Genomic DNA, 20,066 nt, shown 5'->3' with positions numbered 1-20,066 from the left:
CCCTTCCTTTCCGTCGTCTGCTCCCCCATCATCATAGTCAAGAAAGTGACTAGTCAGATACTTGAGTATGGGGTGAGCACATGCAGAACACCACCGCCGAACGCTTCCGCGCCGCCGCGGAGAAGGGCGACCTCGGCGCACTGGACGGGCTGTTCACGGAAGACATCCGCCTCTACAGCCCGGTGAAGTTCCGGCCCTTCGAGGGCAAACCGATGGTCATGGGCCTCTTCGGTGTCCTGCTGCGCACCTTCGAGGACTTCCGTTACGTCGGCGAGTTCGACGGCACGGCGGAGACGAACGCGGACGGCGCCGAGGCCCCGTCGGCCGTGTTGGTCTTCCGTGCCGTGGTGAACGGGAAGGCGGTCCACGGCATCGACCTGCTGCACTTCGACGAGGCGGGTCTGATCAAGGAGTTCACGGTGATGGTGCGTCCGCAGTCGGCGTCACACGCCCTGAGCGAGGCGGTACTGGCCGGCCTGGTGGCCGACGGCCTGGTACCGGCGCCGGGCAAGGGCGCCTGAACGGCGGCGATCCGCGCCGCAGGCGTACATATCCGTACACCCGTACACACCTGCGGCGCGGGAGGGTGGATCCACCCACGCGACGCGGAACCGCCGGTCCCCTCGCAACGCCTGCATCGCCGTCCTCGGGGAGGAGGACCGTTACCTCACCCACCCCGCCCGCCTCACCGACAGCCAGGATGTTCTGCGGAACCTGATCCGGGACATCGAGGCGGGCAAGGCCGACCACCCGCTCCGACGGCCACGGTCCCGGTCGTGCCGGCCGGGCTGGTGGCCGGACCACGGAGGGGTGGTGTCCCGCGGCCCGGCCGGCGGCGGCCGTCAGCCTTGGGTGCCCGAGCCGGCCTCGGCTCCCGGCACTTCACCGCGCGGGAACGAGACCTCGACGCGGCGGTTCTTCTTGCGGCCTTCCTCCGAGTCGTTGTCGGCGATGGGGTAGTCCTCGCTGTACCCGCGGATCTCGAACGTGATGGTGGAGTCGAGCGACTTGTTCAGCTCCTGCTGCACGGCGTCCGCGCGCTTCTTGGAGAGGACCTTGCCGTGCTCGTACGAGCCGAGGTCGTCGGTGAAGCCGAAGACGCGGATCTTGGTCGCCTTCTGGGTGATGATCTCGTCGGCGATGGCCTTGATGCGGGACGCGGCCTCCGCGTTGAGCTTCGCGCTGTCCTTGCCGAAGAGCACCTCGGCCTGAAGCGCGAACTTCACGTCGGAGTTGGTGTCCTCGCGCCGTTCCTCGCCGCCGAGGTCTTCGACGACGGACTTGATGTCGATGACGCGCGCGGGGGCGAGCGTGCCTCCGTCCGCCAGCTTGAGGCCGGGCGAGTTGCCGTCCACCTCCGGGGGCGGCGACGAAGTGGTACTGCCAGGCGGTGCGCTGGGCGCGGGCTCGGCGTGAGCGCCCGTCACCGACAGGCCGGTGAACAGCGCTGTCGTCGCCAGAGTGGTCATGGCGAAACGCGCTGGGCGACTTCGGGGGAGGGTGAAGGACATGGGGTCACTCACCGTCGGAGATCTCGATGGTGGCCGGAGGCATGTCGGCGATCTGGAAGTCGACCTTGGTGGTGCTCGCAGGCGGCGCGGGGAACTGGGCATACCAGGTCTTCTCTTCGTCCTTACGGAAACCGCCAGTGAATTTTGTGCACAGGCAGCGCCCCTCCGTATCGCGGAGAATCAGGTATTTCTTCTTCCCCACCCTGTCGACAAGGGAGGCACCTGCCATGGAGGCAGCATTGTCCGACAGTTCCTGCTCGTCCCCTCGCCAAGTGGCCGGGTTCCAGAACCCGCCCTTGCCGTTCTGCACAACTCCGCCGACAGTGAGGAACCCACCTTCGTCCCGTACCGCAGAGTTGACGATAAGGGTGATGTTGTCACCACCCTTCACTTCAGCCAGCACGGTGTTCTCCGGTGGAGCCTGTGGGGCCTCTTCCTTGGGCTTCCCCTCACCTTCCGTGCCCTTGTCAGTGGAGGTGGAAGAGGAGGCCGCATCGGGCTTCTCCTTTTCCCCTCCGCCGCAACCGGACACCGTGAGGGCCAAGCCAGTAGTAATCGCCACCGCGACCAGTGCCCTTCGGGCCTTCATGGTGTGCCGCATACTCATCAGCAGTTCTTCCTCTTCTGGACGATCATGGTCATTCAGTCAGATGGACAGAGAACAGATCCTGCGGCTCGGGCAGGTCCTCCACAACGAAATCCTTCGGATCGATTTCCCAGCGAATACTGTCCTCGCAGTCGATCTCGATGAGTTTCGCTGGATCACTCCCCGGCGTAATGTCACAGCGAGGTTCAACCACTGCGGTAGCGTCGGCCTTGGCATGCACGTTCTCCGTGCCGGGAATCACCGAGTCACCCACCGTGTAGCGCGTCTCGATCTCCGCCGTGAACTCCAGTCGGTCCGTGTCCACATAGGGGTTCAGGAGATTTGAATCGTTTTCACTGGCCAGCTGAGCTGCGGCAGCTCCAGCGTCAGCACCACTGACCCCCTTACCGTCGAGCCAGTCGATCAGTTCGTCCGGTGTATCGAAAGAATCGATGAAGCCATCGGTCAGCTCGTCACGCATTTCCTGGGCGCCTGCGAGTGCGGCCGCATCAGCGGCCGACTGGCCGCCATTTCGGGCAACAGCTGCCTGAGCGAAGGCAAAGTAAGCGAACGCAAGGAAGAGCAGACCCCCCACCACCACGACGTACATGGGGAGAGTCTGCCCTCGGTCCTGCCGGAACCCAGTGATCATCAGCCGCCGGTGATGTCCTCCACCGCGTCGCCGATAGCCGTCGAGATGGTGTCGTCCAGCCCCAGCCCCCGGACGGCCACCACGATCAGCGCGATCACGACCACCAAACCGGCGTACTCCACCACGCTCGCGCCCTCGTCCGCTCGCTGCCGCATGTGCGTCACGACCGTGTTCCGCCAGTTGTTGATCGCGAGCTGGGTCTTCGTGGCGGTCTTGAGCGTGATGTTCTTCGACATGGGGGACCCCTTCGAGTTCGGCCGACCGACAGTCGGCCGACGTGTGCGCCTCTTCGTCCGTGGTGCCGCTTTCGGCATGAGGAACGTACGCCGGAACAGGGGGAACGCCAGAGGGTCCGTGGGCCCAACTCTGGGCCCAAAGCCGGATCCGGATCCGGTTCGGCGCTGTCGTCGTCCGTTCAGCCATGGCTCGTCGTCCCCCTCGCCGATCCCAGCCACAGCGCGATCGCTTCGCTCCTGCTCGCGCTGTGAAGTTTCGCGAAGATGCGGTTGATGTGGTTCTTGACGGTCTTCTCGCTGATGAAGCAGGTGGCGGCGATCTGCTGGTTGCTCATCCCTGACGCGATCAGGTCCATGACCTCCACCTCCCTCGAACTCAATCCGAAGTCGGGCCTGTTGCCGGGCTTCCGCGCCTGCGGGAGCCACTGCCGGTCCATCGTTGAGTACTGTGCCATGACCGATTGCACCTGCGAAGGGGTTTCTCGGAGTCGCTCCGAATGTGAGACATCTGGCTCCCCATGGGCCTCGCGCGAAGCGTGTGCAGTCGCATCGCGGGTCCCCGCGTGGCCAGGAATCCGGCGCGCGCCCGTGTACGGCGTGCCCGTGGTGTACGCCGTGCCGAGACCTTCGGGGAGCCGGCCCGCCCCGGCCGGGGGAACGCCGCCCCCGGCCCGCATGTGGGCCAGCAGCGCGTCCTGGGCCGAGGCCGTGAAGTGCGCGCGGCCGTCCTTGATGTCGCGTACCGCGCCCACGAGTTGTTCCGCGGTGAACTCGCCGTGCACCAGGTAACCGCCCGCGCCCAGCCGCAACGCCTCGCGCACGATCTCGCTCTCCCGGCTGTACGTCAGCATCATCACCGGTGCCACCTGGACCAGGTACGGCAACGCGGAGATGCCGTCGACGCCCGGCATCCGGACGTCCAGCAGCACCACGTCCGGCCGGTGGTGCCGGGCCGCCGCCAGGGCCTGGCAGCCGTCGGCCGCCTCCGCGACGACCTCGATCCCCGCGCGGCCTCCGAGCAGGACGGCGAGGCCCGCCCGTACGACCGGATTGTCGTCGGCGACGACGACCCGCAGGAGGGACGGCGGGCCGAAGGGGTCGGGGGGAGGAGCGGGGGCAGGGGCGGACGGAGATGCGGGAGCAAGAAATGCCGCTGCCGGCGGCGGAACGCGGTCCCGGGCGGGGATGTGTTCCGAGCGGGGTTCCCTCGTGTGCGAGGACCTGTGCTGGGACACGTGCGACGGCGACGGCCCGGACCGGTGGGCCCCGGAGCTGTACGAGCTTTCGTCCGGCATGGTGCGGCCTCCTCTCGGAGAGTGGTTCGGATCGGGAAGGAGCAATGCGGTGCGGTTCAGGTCGGGGCGGGATGGGTCGGGGCGGGATGGGTCGGTCCTGGTGGCGGCGGGGCGGCCGAGATGCCTCCGGAGGCGAGCGACCCGGCCGGCAGTTCCAGGCGCACTTCGGTGCCTCCCGCGCTGCGGCCCCGCCCGATGCAGATCCGAGCGCCGATGCCGGCTGCCCGCTCGACCATCCCCACCAGGCCGAAGTGGCCGGCCTTGCGGAGGTCGTCGAGGCTGATGCCCACGGGCAGGCCCCGGCCGTCGTCCAGCACGCTGACGCGCAGCGCGCCGCCGACCAGGCCGAACTCCACCGTGACCCGGGACGCGTGGGCGTGGCGGTGGCTGTTCTCCATGGCCTCCGTGACGATCGTCAGGAGGTGGCGTGCGACCGTGTGCGGAACGGTCACGACCGGCGCGGGTGCGCCGCCCACCGGGCAGAACGCCGTCTCGATGCGCGTACGGTGCCCGAAGTCGGCCAGGCGTGCGGCGAGTTCTTCGGCGATCACCACTCCCCCGGTGTCGTAGTCCGCCCGCCTGCGCAGGTCGGAGAGGATCTCGCGGGATTCCGCCGCCGCCCGCCGCGCCGAGCGCGCGACCATGCCCGCCTGGTGCTTGACGGTCAGCGGGTCCATGCGGTCGGCGGACCGCTCCAGCCCCTCCGCCGCCAGGGCGACGCCGTGCAGGGTCTTGGCCACCGAGTCGTGCATCTCCCGGGCCAGACGCGCACGCTCGCTCTCCACCGCGTCCGTGACCGCGAGCCGGGCGTTGGCCTCGGAGAGGGCCTGGGTGGCCGCCCCGAAGCGGAACATCAGATTCCGCAGCGTTACGCCGATGACCCCGGCCGCCACGCAGAAACCGCTGATCAGCAGGGTGCTGGCCGGGCTCGCCATCCGCTGGTCCCAGGCCGTGTAGGCCGCCGCCAGCAGAAGGATCTGGATGGCGGTGAAGATCCCCGCGCCCCGCCATCCGTACAGCAGGCCGGCGAGGAGCGGCGTACACACGGTGGCGTAACCGAGGGCCGAGTCGGGCGAGGCCGTCAGCAGCAGGACGGAGCCGAAGACCAGGTCCACGCCCATCAGCGTGCGGTACTTGATCAGGAGGGGGCCGATCACCTCCCAGTCGCGGAGCACGGCGTACGAGCCGACGAAGCTGAAGACCACGGCTCCCCCGACCAGCCAGCCGCCGAACTGCCCGCCCGCCCTGGCCAGCGCGAAGGGCGCCCCCAGCGCGATCATGGCGAGGCGGAAGCCGAAGACCTGGCGGCACAGCGCCTGGAGGGCGTTGATCTGGATCGGGATGCTCGGGGCGGGTACGTCGTCGGCCAGGGCGGACGCGACCGGCACGTCGAGTGGCACACCGGCCGGCCCATCGAGCGGGGCCGTCGTGCCGCCCCCGGGCATCCCGGCTCCGGTTCCGGTGCCGGTGCCGGTTCCGGCTCTGCGCCGGATCGTGGGGAGTGGCATGGCCCGTCAGCCGCCGAAGACCGAGCCGAAGTCGGTCTCCGACCCCAGGAACATGTTGGCCACGATGAGCAGCAGCGTGGCCGGGACCATGAAGGCGAGCGTGACGACCGTCGTCTTGGGGATCGCCTTCGCGGCGCGGCGCCGGGAGTTCTGGGCGTCGGTGCGCCGCATGTCGTTGGCGATCTGGATCAGGGTGTCGGCGATCGGCGCGCCGAGCTCCTCGCCCTGCTGGAGCGCCGTCACGAACTGGGACACCTGCTCGGACTCGTTGCGCTTGCGCAGTTCGTCGAAGGCCTGGCGTCGGCTCACGCCCATGTCCATCTGGCGCAGGGTGATGCGGAGTTCGTCGGCCCACGGGCCTTCGTACTTCTCCGCGACCCGGTCGAGCGCCTGCCGGAAGCCTAGGCCCGCGCTGACGACGACGGCGAGGACGTCGAGGAAGTCGGGCAGGGTCCGCTCGATGACGTCCTTGCGTTCCCGGACGGCCTGCCAGATGGTGACGTCCGCGGCGAACCAGCCGTACGCGATGCAGAACACGGCGAACAGCGGCAGGTCCTGGAGCAGGAGGACCAGGGCCGACAGCCCTCCGAACAGGCCGTACACGGCGCGGCGCGCGGCGTACCGGTCGACGGTGAGGCCGCCGGGGTTGCCCGCCGTGTCGATCTTGCGGCGCTTCCTTTCGACCGCCTTCGGCCCCATGAGGCGGAGCACGCCCGGGGCGAACCGCATACCGAGGCGGTCGACGGCCGATTCGGTCCCCGAGACGCGCGAGGCGCCGATCTCCAGGGCGACGGCCAGGTCCCCCGGGACCTTGGCTTCGGCGCGGTACATCCTGACGCCCTGGAAGACGCCGGCGACGCTCAGCCCGACCAGCAGCGCGAGCCCCAATCCCACCATGCCGGACACCTCCTGTTTCAGCTTTCGGCTCGTACGGGCGATTCGGTTGTCAGAGGTTCGGATGTCAAGGGTTCGGATGCCAGAGGTTCAGGTGCCAGGGGTTCAGGTGCCAGGGGTTCAGGTGCCAGGGGTTCAGGTGTCAGGGGTTCAGACGTCGACCTTGCCCAGGCGGCGCATCACGAGGAAGCCGAGGGCGTAGAGGCCGATGGCCACGATCACGATGATCTGGCCGATCGGGTTGCTGGTCATCCGGGCCATGGAGCCCGGGGTGACGGAGTTGAGCATGATCATCGCGCCGAGGCCGAGCAGCGGGATCGTGTACGCGGTGGCGTTGACCTCGGCCAGCATCGTACGGACCTCGCGTCGCGTCTCCTTGCGCTCCTCCAGCGTCTCGGTGAGGTTGCGGAGCGATCCGACGACCGTGCCGCCGGCCCGGTTGGAGAGGACCAGGGTCGTGACCAGGACGACGAGCTCGCGCGACGGCAGGCGTTCGGCCAGCTCGCCCAGGGCGTCGTCGACGGACCGGCCGACCGCCAGCTGGTTCGCCACGCCCGCCAGTTCCTCGCCCGCCGGTGCCTCCAGTTCCTCGGCCGCCATGCTCAGCGCGGTACGCAGGGCGAGTCCCGCGGCCGTCGCGTTGGCCAGGATGCGGGACAGGTCGGGGAGCTGGTTGATGAATGCCTCGATCCGCTTCTGCCGCTGCCAGTTGAGGAAGGCGCTGCCTCCCCAGAGGGCGACGAGCCCGGCGACGGGGCCGAAGAAGGGGGCCAGTACCGAGGAGGCGATCAGCCAGAGGGCGGCCACACCGACCACCACGTAGACGGAGAACTCCCCCGCCGTCAGGTCGAGTCCGGTGGCCGAGAGACGCAGGTGGATCCGCTTGCCCAGGGCGGTCCCGCGGAGCCGCCGGTCGATCCCCGCGAACCGCCGCTGCCGGCCCATGCCGTGGTGGCGGCCGTCCGTGAGGGCCAGGCGGTCGACGAGGGCGGCGCGCTGGGCCCTGCCCGAGACGTAGGTGTGGAGCCCGGCGATGGCCAGCACCCCGCAGAGCAGCGTGCCGCCGATCGCCAGCAGTGCGTAATTGTTCATGCGTACCTACTGGGCCTCTCGGACGTGGAGCGGGCTGAGCGGGTCGTTGAGCTCCGCCACGCCGAACGCGGGCGGGACCGGCTCGTTCGCGAGGTGGAGCCGTTCGGCGACGCGGCGGGGCAGGCCGAGGTGTTCGAACCGGCCGTGGACGGTGCGGTCCGCGCTCATCGGCAGGGCGACGAAGCGCGAGACGGTGGCGATCTGGAAGCGTTCGCGGCCGTGCGACACGAGGATCGCGATCTCGCTGATCCTGCGGGAGCCGTCGGCCATGCGCGCCAGCTGCACGAGGACGTCGACGGCGCTGTTGATCTGGTCCCTGAGGGCCTCGAACGGGATCTCGACCTCCGACATCGAGCCGAGCGTCTGGAGCCGCATCAGCGCGTCCTCGGCGCTGTTGGCGTGGACGGTGGCGAGCGAGCCGTCGTGGCCGGTCGACATCGCCTGGAGCATGTCGAGCGTCTCGCCGCCGCGCACCTCACCGACGATGATGCGGTCGGGGCGCATGCGCAGGGAGTTGCGTACGAGGTCGCGGATGGTGATCTGGCCCTTGCCCTCGACGTTGGGCGGGCGGGTCTCCAGACGGATGACGTGCGCCTGCTGGAGCTGGAGCTCCGCCGCGTCCTCGACGGTGATGATGCGTTCGTGGTCGGGGATGAGGCCGGACAGCGCGTTGAGGAGCGTGGTCTTGCCGGAGCCCGTACCGCCGGACACGATGACGTTGAAGCGGGCCCGCACGAGGGCCGACAGCAGCATCAGCATCTGCTCGTCGAGCGTGCCGAGGCCGATCAGCTCCTGGAGCCGGTACGCGCGCGGGAAGCGGCGGATCGTGAGCGTCGGGCCGGTCAGGGACAGCGGCGGGATGATGACGTTGACGCGCTCGCCGGACGGCAGGCGGGCGTCGACCATCGGGTTGGACTCGTCCACGCGGCGGTTGACGGTCGAGACGATGCGCTCGATGGTCTGCATCAGCTGCTCGCTGGACGCGAAGCGCATGGGGAGCTGCTCGACGCGGCCGGCCCGCTCGACGAAGATCGAGTCGGGGCCGTTGACCATGATCTCGGTGATGGACGCGTCTTCGAGGAGCGGTTCGAGTACGCCGAGCCCCAGCGCCTCGTCGACGACGCGGCGGATGAGCTGGGAGCGCTCGGCCGTGGAGAGCACCGGGCCCTCGCGGCTGATGATGTGGGCGAGTACGCGCTCCAGCCGGGCCCGCCGCTCGCCCGCCGCGAGCGAGGACATCTCCGCGAGGTCGATCTCCTCCAGCAGCTTGGTGCGGTAGGTGGCGACCAGATGGCCGTCCTCCCTGCCGCCCGCGTGCTCGTCGGGGGCGGTGATGCGTGCCCGCAGACTCATGTGCGTCACTCCTCGGTGGTGCGGTTCGCTCGCGCGGTTCCTGCCAGGTGCCTTTCGTGCGCAGTGGGGCGGTTACGGCTCTTCCTCGTCGGCAGGCATCGTCACCGAGCGCTCGACCTCACCGAAGTCGTCCATGCCGGGGACGACCGAGGGAATCGACACCACGGCCGTCGCGGTGACGGTGGGGCCGTCGTCCACATCGATGTCCGTACGTCCGGCCAGCCAGTCGCTCATCGCCGCCTTTCCCGTGGCCGCGCCCTGCCCCCAGAACTCCTCCTGCGCCTCCGTACGGGCCGCCGCCCGCGCCGCGGTGCCCGCCTGGGATGCGGCGTAACCGACGATGCCGAGCTGGATGCCGGCCATGGCGACGATCAGCAGGATGGGCAGGAAGCCGGCGAACTCCAGGACGGCGGCGCCCCGGTCGCGGTTCCGGCCGGTGACGCGGCGGCGTAAAGATCTCATGGACCGTCCCCCTCCAGGGCAGCTCCCGCGTCGCCGTCCACTTCCCAGGGGAAGCTGCCGGCCCCGGGGAAGAGGATCGGGGTGGTGAGCCCGACGTGTGCCTTCCACAGGTTGCCCTCCGGGGTGCAGGAGATCTCGGCGCCGCCCTGCCACGAGGACGGCAGGTGTTCCTTGGCCGCGGACTCGCACGCCGCGGCGGTCCCGGCGCCGCTCGTCGCCGCCGCCGTGGCCGCCCGCGCCCCCTCGTCCGCCGCGTTGCCCGCCAGCGAGAACGTGTAGCCGAACAGGACCGCCTGCCACATCGCGACCATCACGAAGATGATCAGGGGGGCCATGCCGGCCAGCTCGACCGTGACAGCGCCCCGGTCCCGGTCCTTGCCCCGCCCCAGGAAACCGATCGCCCCCCGGTCGCTGCGCAGCAGCTTCCCGCCGCCCTTGCCCCCCGCGCCCGCCGCCGGTTTCACCAGTCCCAGTTCGCCCGCCAGCGCCCACAGCGCCTGCTTGACCGTGCTCCGGCTGTCCAGGTCCTGCATGCGTCCGGCGTCCGTCGCCGCCTGGAGTTCCTTGAAGTTGGCGGGGATCGCGGCCCGTGCGACCTTCGTGCCCGTGATCCGCTCGACCAGCGGCGGCTGGATCTCCGTGTTGCGGTTGTGGCGGTTGACGACGGTGACCGTCTCCTCCGCCTTGCGGATCTGGAGGCGGTCCCACATCCGCACCATGCGCTTGGCCGCCCGTACCGCCACCACGTCCGGGGTGACGACGAGCAGCGCCTGGTCGGCCATCTCGACGGCGGCCGCGTTCGCGCTGTTCATCTGCGTACCGCAGTCGACGACCACGACGTCGTAACGGTTACGGAGGGCGCTCACCACCTGGCGCGCCACCCGGTCGGTGACCTCCTCGCCCCGCTCCCCCTCGGCCGGCGCGAGCACCAGGCTGATGCCCGTGGGGTGGGAGAAGACCGCGTCCTGGAGGACGCGCGGCGAAATGTCGGCGATCCCGGCCAGGTCGACGATCGAGCGGCGGAACTGCACGTCGAGGTACGACGCCACGTCCCCCGACTGGAGGTCCAGGTCGACCAGTGCGACCGTACGCCCCGAAGCCTTCGCCGCCAGTGCCAGCTGTACGGCGACGACCGTGGCCCCGGTACCGCCCTTGGCGCCCGTCACCGTCACCACCGTGCCGCCGGGTCCCGTGAAGACGTCCGGCCCCGCGCCCAGGTGGCGGCGTACGCCCGTGGACCAGGATGCGGCGCCCTGCACCCGGGCCGCCAGTTCCTCGTAACCGAGCGGCAGTCCGACCAGCCCCCGCGCGCCCGAGTCCATCGCGGCCGTGAAGAGCGCGGGGCCGGTGTCGGCGGTGACGAGGACGACGCCGACCGCCGGGAAGCGCAGGGCGACCTCCCGGATCAGCTCCAGCGCGGGCACCGGGCCGATGCGCTCGTGCACGAGGACCACCTCGGGCAGCTCGTCGAGCGATTCGCCCGCGAGCCGCGCGAGGGTGTCGAGGAGGGAGGTGGAGTCGGCGACGGGCGGGGCCGGTTCCGCGTCGGGGAGCTGGCTGAGGAGGGTGGTGATGGCGCGGGCGGCATCGGGGTCGCCGACCGCCGGGAGGATACGAGTCGTCATACGCCGGTCCTCACTTGTCCCCGTCGAGGGTGTACTCACGGTCGCGCGGCGAGATCGTGGTGTCGCTGCCGTCGGCCACCAGCGCCAGCCGCACGTGCTCGGCGAAGGACTCCGCGTACGCCACGCGCTGGGCGTCGAGCGTGTTCAGCGCGAAAGTGATCGGTACCGCGTCGGTGGCCCTGCGGCCGCGGTCGTTCCGGTTCGGCTCCAGCGCCGTGATCCTGCCGACGTCGAGCACGCGGGCGCCGGAGACGATGACCTGGGACTTGTTCGGCTGCCCCTCTTCCTCGCCCTCGAAGGTGGCGTAGATGTTCACGCGCGCACCGGGGTTGATCTTGCCCGCCACCCCCGTCGCCGCGTCGATCATGATCGCGATCTCCTGCTCTCCCGAGGCCAGTTCGGGCTTCTTCACGATCATGTCGCTCTGGAGCAGCGAGCCCTTCTGGAGCTGGGTCACCGCGATCTTTCCGCGCACCTCGGAGATGTCGGTCACGGCATTGGCGGAAAGCCACCGCTCGGGCATCGAGATCTTCTCGAACTGGCCGGGTTCCAGCTGCTTGTAGGGCGCCACGTCGCTCTTGAGCCGGTACGCCGGCACTTCCGGCCCCACCTTGGAGTTCACATCGCTGATCACCGAGAGCACGCCGGCGAACGCCCCGAAGGCGCAGAGAACCGAGAGGAGCAGCAGAATGACGCCGCGGCGCTGACGTGAGTTCATGGAGAAGGGCTACCTCGATCAGGAACGTCGGTTCAACGGGCAGTGAGCGGGGTGGTGCGCGCGGGTGAGGCGGTGAGACCGTGGAACGGTTGTGCTGCCGAGGGACATCGTGCCCGCGCGGCGCTAGGGCGACCCCTGGTTCAGGACACCGACCGCGCGGGACCGGTTCTCGGGCGGGGTGAGGGGGGCCGAACAGAACCCGCAGCGGTCACCGATGAGTTCGATCCCGCACCAGGGGCAGCGCTCGCGCCGTACGGATGCCACCAGTTGGTAGAGGACCGAGATGTCCGGCAGGAAGGCGGCGAACTCGATCATCTTCGCCGTGCCCCACCAGCGCGGGGAGTCGGCGGGCAGTGCGGTCTCCTGTACGCCCTGGACCTGCCAGGCGGGGGCGAGTGTCCCGGTGACCCAGTCGGAGACCAGGTTCCCCTTTCCGACGAGCAGTTGGGTGGAGAACTCCGGCCCGGTCAGGCCCGCGCCGGCCCCACCGCTCCCACCGGACCCACCGGACCCACCGGACCCGATCTTGATCAGTTCGGGGTTCGGATTGGTCAGTACGCCGAACTGCGTGCCGGGCATCCACGACTTGGCATGCGACTTGAGGCTGACCGGCACCCGGTCCAGCTTCGTGACCGAGTTGAGCAGCGCGCCCGCGTGGATGTAGTGCGACAGCAGCCGGGCCGCCGACGCGACGACGCCCGCGCTGAAGTCGCAGATCGACAGCTGCCGCAGCTGGCGCACGAGCACGCCGATCGCCAGAGGCGGCAGATCGAGCTTCAGCAGGGCCAGCCGGTCGGTCTCCAGCATCGAGCGGACGGTGTGCAGACGGTTCTCGTGGGCGGCGGGGAGGGAGGCGGGGTAGACGGCGACGACGTAACCGTGCCGCTCCAGCATGACGCCCATGTCCACGAGCGCGGCTTCGAGCGGCTGGGCGTCCGGGGCCTGGAGCAGGGCCGCCGTCGGGGTCTGCGGGTCGGTGGGCGGCAGCACCAGGTCGGCGCTGGTGACTGCGATCGCGGTCGGCACGTTGGTTTCCCCGTCCACTCCGTACGCCGACGCTCCCGGTGTACGCAGATCGATGCTGCTCCGTCGTGCTGCACCAGCACTTTATCCACGGCGTACCGGGTGAAAAACGCTTTTCGTTTTTCTTGTACGGCCGTACTTGCGCGGAGCGCAGCCATCCACGGGGCGTCCGCGGGGAGGGGTGGGGGGCCGGGCCGCCCTCGCCGGCGCGCTACCGGGCCGGATCGGTGCCGTAACCGTGCCGGGCCCGGTGGAGTCAGCGGCTCGACCGGTCCTCAGCACCGGCGTCGGGCCGGGAGATCACCGCACCGGACCGCCGCGACGAGCGCCCCCGTGGCCCTCCGGGTGGGCGGCACCCGCGACCGCACCCGCGCCGAGGTCACCGACCCGGACCCGCGCGCACTCCCCGTCCGCCTCCGGGCCGCCGACGGCGCCGGGTCCGGGCGGGGGCCGGCACTGCCGGCCGCCGTCCCGTGCCGCCGGGAGATCCGGCAGGGGGCCGGCGGCAGGACGGTCCGGTGCGAGCCGCGGGCCGAGCCGGCGCCCGCCCCGTTCAATCCCCTTCTCCGCCAGAGGTATTGACAACCCGATTGGTCTGAACCATTTTAACGTCCAACAACAAACGGTGGCCACCGTCCCAGTGACTCCTCCCCACACTCCCCCACCGGAGGCAGCAAGTGGACCGCCCAGCACTCCCCCGACTCACCCTCACCGCCGCCCTCACCGCAGCCACCGTCGCCCTCGCCGGCCTGGCCGCTCCCGTCGCCCGAGCCGCCGATCTGAACGTCGCCAAGAACGCCGGCTTCGAGTCCGGGCTCAGCAACTGGGCCTGTTCCGCAGGCAGCGGCGCCACCGTCTCTTCCCCCGTGCACGGTGGCGCCGCCGCCCTCAAGGGCACCCCCGGCGGGCAGGACAACGCCCGCTGCTCGCAGACCGTCGCCGTGAAGCCCGGGGCGACGTACACGCTCAGCGCCTGGGTGCAGGGCGGGTACGCCTACCTCGGCGCGAGCGGCACCGGTACGACGGACGTCTCCACCTGGACGCCCGGCTCGTCCGGCTGGAAGCAGCTCACCACCAGCTTCAAGGCGGGCCCGTCCACCACCTCCGTGACGGTCTACACCCACGGCTGGTACGGACAGAGCGCCTACTACGTCGACGACGTGTCCGTCTTCGGGCCCGACGGCGGCGGTGGCACCGACCCCGAACCGGGCGTCCCGGCCGCCCCCGCCGGGCTTGCGGTCGGCGCCACGACGCCGTCGTCCGTCGCCCTCTCCTGGTCCGGCGTCAGCGGCGCCACCGGCTACAACGTCTACCGCGGCGGTGCGAAGGTGCAGTCCGTGAGCGGGACCTCCGCGACCGTCTCCGGGCTGGCCGCGGACACGGCGTACGACTTCCAGGTCACCGCGGTCAACTCGGCCGGCGAGTCCCCGAAGTCCGCGTCCGTCAGGGGCCGGACCGCCCCGGGCGGCGGCGACCCCGGGCCCGGCCCGGCGGTGCCCAAGCACGCGCTGACCGGTTACTGGCAGAACTTCGACAACGGCGCGACCGTGCAGAAGCTGCGCGACGTGCAGGCGCAGTACGACATCATCGCCGTGTCGTTCGCCGACTCGACCGCGACGCCCGGCCAGATCGTCTTCAACCTCGACCCGGCCGTCGGGTACGCGAGCGTCGCCGACTTCAAGGCCGACATCGCCGCCAAGAAGGCCGCCGGGAAGTCCGTGATCATCTCGGTCGGCGGCGAGAAGGGCAACGTCACGATCAACAGTGACGCCTCCGCGACCGCCTTCGCCAACAGCGCTTACGCGCTCATGCAGGAGTACGGCTTCAACGGCGTCGACATCGACCTCGAACACGGCATCAACTCGACGTACCTGACGAAGGCGCTGCGCCAGCTGTCCGCCAAGGCGGGCTCCGGGCTCGTGCTCACCATGGCGCCGCAGACCATCGACATGCAGAACACCGGCACCGAGTACTTCAAGACGGCGCTCGCGGTGAAGGACATCCTGACCGTCGTCAACATGCAGTACTACAACAGCGGTTCCATGCTGGGCTGCGACGGAAAGGTCTACTCGCAGGGGTCCGTCGACTTCCTCACCGCGCTCGCCTGCATCCAGCTGGAGGGCGGCCTCGCCCCGAGCCAGGTGGGCCTGGGCGTACCGGCGTCCCCGCGGGGCGCGGGCAGCGGGTACGTCTCCCCGTCCGTCGTGAACGCCGCACTGGACTGCCTGACGCGCGGGACGAACTGCGGTTCCTTCAAGCCCGCCAAGACCTACCCCGGGCTGCGCGGCGCCATGACCTGGTCCACGAACTGGGACGCGACGGCCGGCAACGCCTGGTCGAACGCGGTGGGGCCGCACGTCCACAACCTGCCGTAGGGGTCCTCCCGGTCAGCCCCCGCCCAGCAGCGCCGCCGCTCCCCCGGCGGCGCTGCCGCGTACCCGCGTGCCGCCGGCCCGGAGCAGGCTCACTCCGGCCGGGGTGAGGGTGTGCAGCACCGTGGCCGCGTCGCGGGCGCTGGCGATCATCCCCGCGTCGCGCAACACGGTGACGTGCCTGCTGGCGGAGGAGGCGGACACCCCGACGGACCGTGCGATCTCGCCGGTGGTGGCGCCCCCGTACGCGGCGGACAGGACGTCGGCCCGGGTGCGCCCGAGCAGCGAGGTCAGGGCCGGGGCCGGCGCGCCGTCCGGCGTGTTCCGCCGCGGGGCGGGCCGGTCGTGGGCGAGGGGGTAGACCAGGACGGGCGGCAGCTCCGGGTCGGCGAAGGCGACGGGGCTCCGCCAGCAGAAGTACGAGGGGACGAGCAGCAGCCCCCGGCCGTTCAGGACCAGGTCCTTCTCCACGGGGTACTCGGCGTGCAGGACGGGGTACCGCCAGCGCAGCGCGGGGCTCAGTCCGGTCAGCATGCCCTCGTTGCCGCTGTCCAGCAGGCGGCGGCAGCGCACGGTCCGCTCGGCGTCCAGGCCGGCCTGCATGCGCTCCTCGTAGGGGGCGATGGCGGCGTCGTAGTAGGCGCGCAGGGTCCGCACGAGCTCCTCGCGCGGCCGTTTGTCCGTCAGGTGGGCCGCCCAGGACGGCGCTCCGACGATGCGGTCGAGAAGGGCCACCTCCGTGCGGACCCGGCTCGGCGGTGTGTCCAGGACGGCTTCGAGAGCACCGGACAGCCCCTCGCCGCGTGGGGGCGGAGTGAGGAAGTCCGGGAAGTACGCGGCCCTCGGGAACAGCGGGAGCAGCACGGTGCGCACGGCGCGTCCGAGCCCGCGCTCCCGCAGGCGGTGACGGGCGGTGCGGTACCACTCCGCGTGGGTCACGCGCCCGCGACGCGTCTGGAAGCGGTGCAGGCTCGTGGCGGTCTCCCACATCGGATCCGGTGCGGCCGCCACCCGGGTGCGGGCCAGATCGGCATCGGTGAAATGGACTCGGAGCATTCTGTTCCCCCCGTTGACCATGGCTTTTGCGCTCAGTCGCAACGTCGTGGTCAAGCGTGTCAGGGGTGAAGGAGGGTGTGAACCACAGAACAGGCCGAACGGGACACACGGTGGCGCGATGGGCGTGACCGGGCCCGGGGTGCCGAAAGCGGAAGGAAGGCAAGCAATGCGGAAGACAGCCAGGAAACTCGCCGCGGTGACCGGCGGACTCGTCATGGCGGCCGGCGGGATCACGGCGAACACCGCGGTCGCCGCACAGGCCCCGCCGAGTGCCTCGGGTGTCCAGGCGGACTGCTACGGCGGCTCGGTGGCCTACTCCAAGCCCGACGGGAACTTCTACTACCCCACGTCCAGCACCGCGCGGCTGACGACGTCCTCCAACTGCACCGACATCAACGTGAGGCCCGCCACGAACCGGTACATCAAGGTGTGCTTCTACCCGAGTTCGGGCGGCTCGTACTGCCAGGCCGACTACACCTACGCCCGTTCGGGGCAGTGGAACGTGATCGCGACCGACGTCGGGGACGGCACCAAGTACAGGTTGCTGTTCAACATCAGCGGTGCGGCCACCGGGCGCGTCGCCGACTGATTCCGGCGGGGCACGGGGTGAGGGCACCCGGCCCGCGCGCCCGCGGGGGTCCGCACGGACCGGGTGCCGACCGCTACCGGAGCAGTTCGCGCACCTGCTGTACGCACAGCACGACGAACAGCAGGCCCGCCGCCACCAGCATCACGTTGCTGAGCACGCCGTTGCGCCACTCGGCGGGCGTGCGCGAGGAGTTGAGCAGCCACACCAGGGTGAGCGCGAGGAAGGGCATGAAGAACGCGCCGAGCACGCCGTACACCACGACCAGGCCGAACGGCTGGTCCAGCCAGAGCAGTGTCATCGGCGGGAACGTCAGCCACAGCAGGTACGCCCGGAAGGGCAGCGAGCGCTCCTTCACCCCGGCCGCCACCTCCGCCGTCGTGCCCTCGTCCACGGGGGCGCCCTCGCGGTCGCGCCGGAGGCGCTCGACGAAGTCGGCGAACATCAGGCTCACGCCGTGCCAGACGCCGATGAGGGAGGAGAAGGACGTGGCGAAGAAGCCGACGAGGAAGAGCTTGGCGGTGACCGTGCCGTACCGGTCCTCCAGGATCGTGCCGAGGTCGATCAGGCCGCGGTCGCCCTTGGTGAGGGCGAGCTGGGAGGAGTGCAGCAGCTCGGCGCCGACGATCAGCATGGCGACGACGAAGATGCCGGTGGTGATGTAGGCGACGCGGTTGTCGAGGCGCATCACCTTCATCCAGCCGGTGCTGGTCCAGCCCTTGGCGTTCACCCAGTAGCCGTACGCCGCCATGGTGATCGTGCCGCCGACGCCGCCGATCAGGCCGAGGGTGTAGAGGAGCGAGCCGTCCGGGAGGACGGGGAGCAGGCCGGCGAAGGACGCGCCGACGTCGGGGCCGACGCGGACCGCGACGTACACGACGACCACGAACATCACGCCGACCAGGACCGTCATGACCTTCTCGAAGACGGCGTACTGGTTGAACCAGACGAAGACCAGGCCGATCAGGCCCATGACGACCGCCCACGTCTTGAGGCTCGGCCCGTCCGGGAAGAGCGCGACGACGGGGAGGGCGGAGGACGACATGGCGGTCGCACCGTAGACGAAGCCCCAGACGACGACGTAGACCGCGAAGTAGACGGTGGTCCACTGACCGAGGCTGCGCCAGCCCTCGAAGAGCGTGCGGCCGGTGGCGAGGTGCCAGCGGCCGGCGGCTTCGGCCAGCGCGATCTTGACGACGCAGCCGATGACGGCGGCCCACATCAGGGTGTAGCCGAACTTGCTGCCCGCGATCAGCGTCGCGACGAGGTCACCGGCTCCGACGCCGGTCGCGGCCACGACGATGCCGGGGCCGATGTACTTCCAACTGGACTTGCGCGGCTTGGATACGACCTCTCCCGTGCCGCTCTCTGTCGTGCCTGTCATCTCCGGCGTCCTCCCGTTTGTCCCCGACGGTGATCCAAGTCACCAAAGCGGGGACGGGTTGTTCGCGCAAGGGGTAGGGCGGGTCCGTGCGGCCGACGCGCCGCCCCGGCGGTCGAACGGTCGGTCGGACCCCGTGGCCGGTCCGTGTGGCCGGTCCTCGCTCTTGACCAGTCCATGTCATGCGCCCACCATGTGGCCCAGCACTCCCGCACGACATGCGTCGCACACCCCCACACTCCCCACCCAGGAGACAGCATGCGACTTCGCATACGCGGAAGAGGGTCCGCCAAGTCCGCCACCCTCGCGGGCTTCGCGGCCCTCGTGGCACTCGCCGTAGCGGCGCCCCTCACCGCGAGCGCGACCACGGCGGAGGGGACAGCTTCCCCCGCCGCCGCCACCGCCGAAGAAGTGATCAGGCAGTACGAGATCCACGGCCCGGCCACCGCCGCCGCCCGTACCGCCGTCGCGGCCACCGGAGTCTCGGTGGACGAGGCCGACGACCACTCGGTCGTCGTCAGCGCCAACGCCGCGCAGCTGGGGCGGCTCAAGGCGCTCGGATACGCGCCGAAGGCGCTGCCCGGACCGCCCGCGCGCACCGCGGGGCAGGCCGTCGAGCCGTTCGACTTCCCGTCCGCCGACTCGCGCTACCACAACTACGCCGAGATGAACACGGAGATCAACCAGCGGCTCCAGCAGTACCCGGGCATCATGAGCAAGCGCGTCATCGGCAAGTCGTACCAGGGCCGCGACCTCATCGCCATCAAGATCAGCGACAACGTGGCGGCCGACGAGAACGAGCCCGAGGTCCTCTTCACCCACCACCAGCACGCCCGTGAGCACCTGACCGTCGAGATGGCGCTCTACCTGCTGCGCGAGCTGGGCGCGGGCTACGGCTCCGACTCCCGGATCACCAACGCCGTCAACAACCGCGAGATCTGGATCGTGCCGGACCTCAACCCGGACGGCGGCGAGTACGACATCGCCTCCGGCGCGTACCGCAGCTGGCGCAAGAACCGGCAGCCCAACTCCGGTTCGTCGTACGTCGGTACGGACATGAACCGCAACTGGAACTACAAGTGGGGCTGCTGCGGCGGCTCCTCGGGATCGTTCAGCTCCGACACGTACCGGGGCCGGGCCGCCGAGTCCGCCCCCGAGGTGAAGGCCGTCGCCGACTTCGTCCGTTCGCGGATCGTCGGCGGGAAGCAGCAGATCAGGACCGGCATCGACTTCCACACGTACAGCGAGCTGATCCTCTGGCCGTTCGGCTACACGAACGCCGACACGGCGCCCGGCATGACTCAGGACGACCGCAACGCCTTCGCCGCCGTCGGGCAGAAGATGGCCGCGAGCAACGGCTACACCCCGGAGCAGTCGAGCGACCTCTACATCACGGACGGGTCGATCGACGACTGGCTGTGGGGCGACCAGAAGATCTTCGGCTACACCTTCGAGATGTACCCGGGCTCCTCGGGCGGCGGCGGCTTCTACCCGCCCGACGAGGTGATCGAGCGCGAGACGAGCCGCAACCGCGACGCGGTGCTCCAGTTGCTGGAGAACTCCGACTGCATGTACCGGTCCATCGGCAAGGAACAGCAGTACTGCGGCGGCAGCTGAGCCTCCGGCACATGCGGCTGGAGGGCGCCCGTCCGGCGCTCTCCAGCCGCTTGCGTGCTCCGGGCCCGCACCTGCGCCCGGGCCCGGTCCGTGCGTCCG

The 20,066-nt window shown here is 70.2% G+C and carries 19 protein-coding genes; 4 read left to right on the top strand and 15 right to left on the bottom strand.

Features of this window, described 5'->3' with window-relative positions; genetic code table 11:
* Window positions 1–80 precede the first annotated feature (80 nt).
* Window positions 81–521, top strand: coding sequence for a nuclear transport factor 2 family protein (locus tag ABD374_RS21920; protein ID WP_344497295.1), 441 nt, complete (start codon window positions 81–83; stop codon window positions 519–521).
* Window positions 522–842: 321 nt separating this feature from the next.
* Here the strand turns inward: ABD374_RS21920 and ABD374_RS21915 are convergent, their stop codons facing one another.
* The 13 genes from ABD374_RS21915 to ABD374_RS21855 all read right to left on the bottom strand — a co-directional run bounded on the left by ABD374_RS21915 (window position 843) and on the right by ABD374_RS21855 (window position 12,958).
* The gene (locus tag ABD374_RS21915) at window positions 843–1,469 is read right to left on the bottom strand and encodes an OmpA family protein (protein WP_344497294.1); all 627 of its coding nucleotides are present in this window, start codon (window positions 1,467–1,469) and stop codon (window positions 843–845) included.
* Between the two features lie 46 nt (window positions 1,470–1,515).
* Window positions 1,516–2,118 (bottom strand): hypothetical protein, encoded by a 603-nt coding sequence (locus ABD374_RS21910; RefSeq protein WP_344497293.1) that lies wholly within the window; start codon window positions 2,116–2,118, stop codon window positions 1,516–1,518.
* A gap of 31 nt (window positions 2,119–2,149) precedes the next feature.
* The gene (locus ABD374_RS21905) at window positions 2,150–2,749 is read right to left on the bottom strand and encodes a pilus assembly protein TadG-related protein (protein ID WP_344497292.1); all 600 of its coding nucleotides are present in this window, start codon (window positions 2,747–2,749) and stop codon (window positions 2,150–2,152) included.
* Entirely contained in the window at window positions 2,749–2,985 is a 237-nt protein-coding gene (locus tag ABD374_RS21900; protein WP_344497291.1) for a hypothetical protein, read from the bottom strand. The genes ABD374_RS21905 and ABD374_RS21900 overlap by 1 nt, the downstream gene beginning before the upstream one ends.
* Before the next feature lie 179 nt (window positions 2,986–3,164).
* A complete protein-coding gene (locus ABD374_RS21895) occupies window positions 3,165–4,280 on the bottom strand; it encodes a response regulator (RefSeq protein ID WP_344497290.1) in 1,116 nt (371 codons plus the stop codon).
* A gap of 56 nt (window positions 4,281–4,336) precedes the next feature.
* Window positions 4,337–5,725: a sensor histidine kinase gene (locus tag ABD374_RS21890; protein ID WP_344497289.1), complete on the bottom strand. Its 1,389-nt coding sequence runs from the start codon at window positions 5,723–5,725 to the stop codon at window positions 4,337–4,339.
* 69 nt (window positions 5,726–5,794) lie between these two features.
* A complete protein-coding gene (locus ABD374_RS21885; protein WP_344497288.1) occupies window positions 5,795–6,685 on the bottom strand; it encodes a DUF5936 domain-containing protein in 891 nt (296 codons plus the stop codon).
* 147 nt (window positions 6,686–6,832) lie between these two features.
* Entirely contained in the window at window positions 6,833–7,774 is a 942-nt protein-coding gene (locus ABD374_RS21880; protein ID WP_344497287.1) for a type II secretion system F family protein, read from the bottom strand.
* A 6-nt stretch (window positions 7,775–7,780) separates the two neighbouring features.
* Complete coding sequence (locus ABD374_RS21875; protein WP_344497286.1) at window positions 7,781–9,127, bottom strand: TadA family conjugal transfer-associated ATPase; 1,347 nt, start codon at window positions 9,125–9,127, stop codon at window positions 7,781–7,783.
* A 72-nt stretch (window positions 9,128–9,199) separates the two neighbouring features.
* Complete coding sequence (locus ABD374_RS21870) at window positions 9,200–9,589, bottom strand: TadE family protein (RefSeq protein ID WP_344497285.1); 390 nt, start codon at window positions 9,587–9,589, stop codon at window positions 9,200–9,202.
* Window positions 9,586–11,214 (bottom strand): CpaE/TadZ family protein, encoded by a 1,629-nt coding sequence (locus ABD374_RS21865; RefSeq protein ID WP_344497284.1) that lies wholly within the window; start codon window positions 11,212–11,214, stop codon window positions 9,586–9,588. The genes ABD374_RS21870 and ABD374_RS21865 overlap by 4 nt, the downstream gene beginning before the upstream one ends.
* Window positions 11,215–11,224: 10 nt before the next feature.
* Window positions 11,225–11,932, bottom strand: a complete 708-nt coding sequence (cpaB, locus tag ABD374_RS21860; RefSeq protein WP_344497283.1) for a Flp pilus assembly protein CpaB — start codon at window positions 11,930–11,932, stop codon at window positions 11,225–11,227.
* Window positions 11,933–12,055: 123 nt separating this feature from the next.
* Window positions 12,056–12,958, bottom strand: coding sequence for a hypothetical protein (locus ABD374_RS21855; protein ID WP_344497282.1), 903 nt, complete (start codon window positions 12,956–12,958; stop codon window positions 12,056–12,058).
* Between the two features lie 674 nt (window positions 12,959–13,632).
* Between ABD374_RS21855 and ABD374_RS21850 the strand changes: the two genes are divergently transcribed.
* Entirely contained in the window at window positions 13,633–15,330 is a 1,698-nt protein-coding gene (locus tag ABD374_RS21850; protein WP_344497281.1) for a chitinase, read from the top strand.
* 12 nt (window positions 15,331–15,342) lie between these two features.
* Here ABD374_RS21850 and ABD374_RS21845 read toward each other — a convergent pair whose 3' ends face one another.
* Complete coding sequence (locus ABD374_RS21845; RefSeq protein WP_344497280.1) at window positions 15,343–16,383, bottom strand: helix-turn-helix domain-containing protein; 1,041 nt, start codon at window positions 16,381–16,383, stop codon at window positions 15,343–15,345.
* A 166-nt stretch (window positions 16,384–16,549) separates the two neighbouring features.
* On the opposite strand from ABD374_RS21845, the gene ABD374_RS21840 reads away from it, so the two are divergent.
* Window positions 16,550–16,972, top strand: a complete 423-nt coding sequence (locus ABD374_RS21840; RefSeq protein WP_344497279.1) for a hypothetical protein — start codon at window positions 16,550–16,552, stop codon at window positions 16,970–16,972.
* Between the two features lie 73 nt (window positions 16,973–17,045).
* On the opposite strand, the gene ABD374_RS21835 is transcribed toward ABD374_RS21840, so the two are convergent.
* Window positions 17,046–18,353, bottom strand: coding sequence for an Nramp family divalent metal transporter (locus ABD374_RS21835; protein ID WP_344497278.1), 1,308 nt, complete (start codon window positions 18,351–18,353; stop codon window positions 17,046–17,048).
* 255 nt (window positions 18,354–18,608) lie between these two features.
* Here ABD374_RS21835 and ABD374_RS21830 point away from each other — a divergent pair, with 255 nt between their 5' ends.
* Window positions 18,609–19,967 carry a M14 family metallopeptidase gene (locus tag ABD374_RS21830; RefSeq protein WP_344497277.1) on the top strand — a complete coding sequence of 453 codons (1,359 nt, stop codon included), beginning with the start codon at window positions 18,609–18,611 and terminating at the stop codon, window positions 19,965–19,967.
* Window positions 19,968–20,066: the final 99 nt, after the last annotated feature.

This window comes from Streptomyces enissocaesilis (assembly GCF_039533765.1).
Lineage (GTDB): Bacteria > Actinomycetota > Actinomycetes > Streptomycetales > Streptomycetaceae > Streptomyces > Streptomyces enissocaesilis.
The sequence above is the reverse complement of the archived record's forward strand: the minus strand, read 5'-3'. Positions and strand labels throughout refer to the sequence as shown.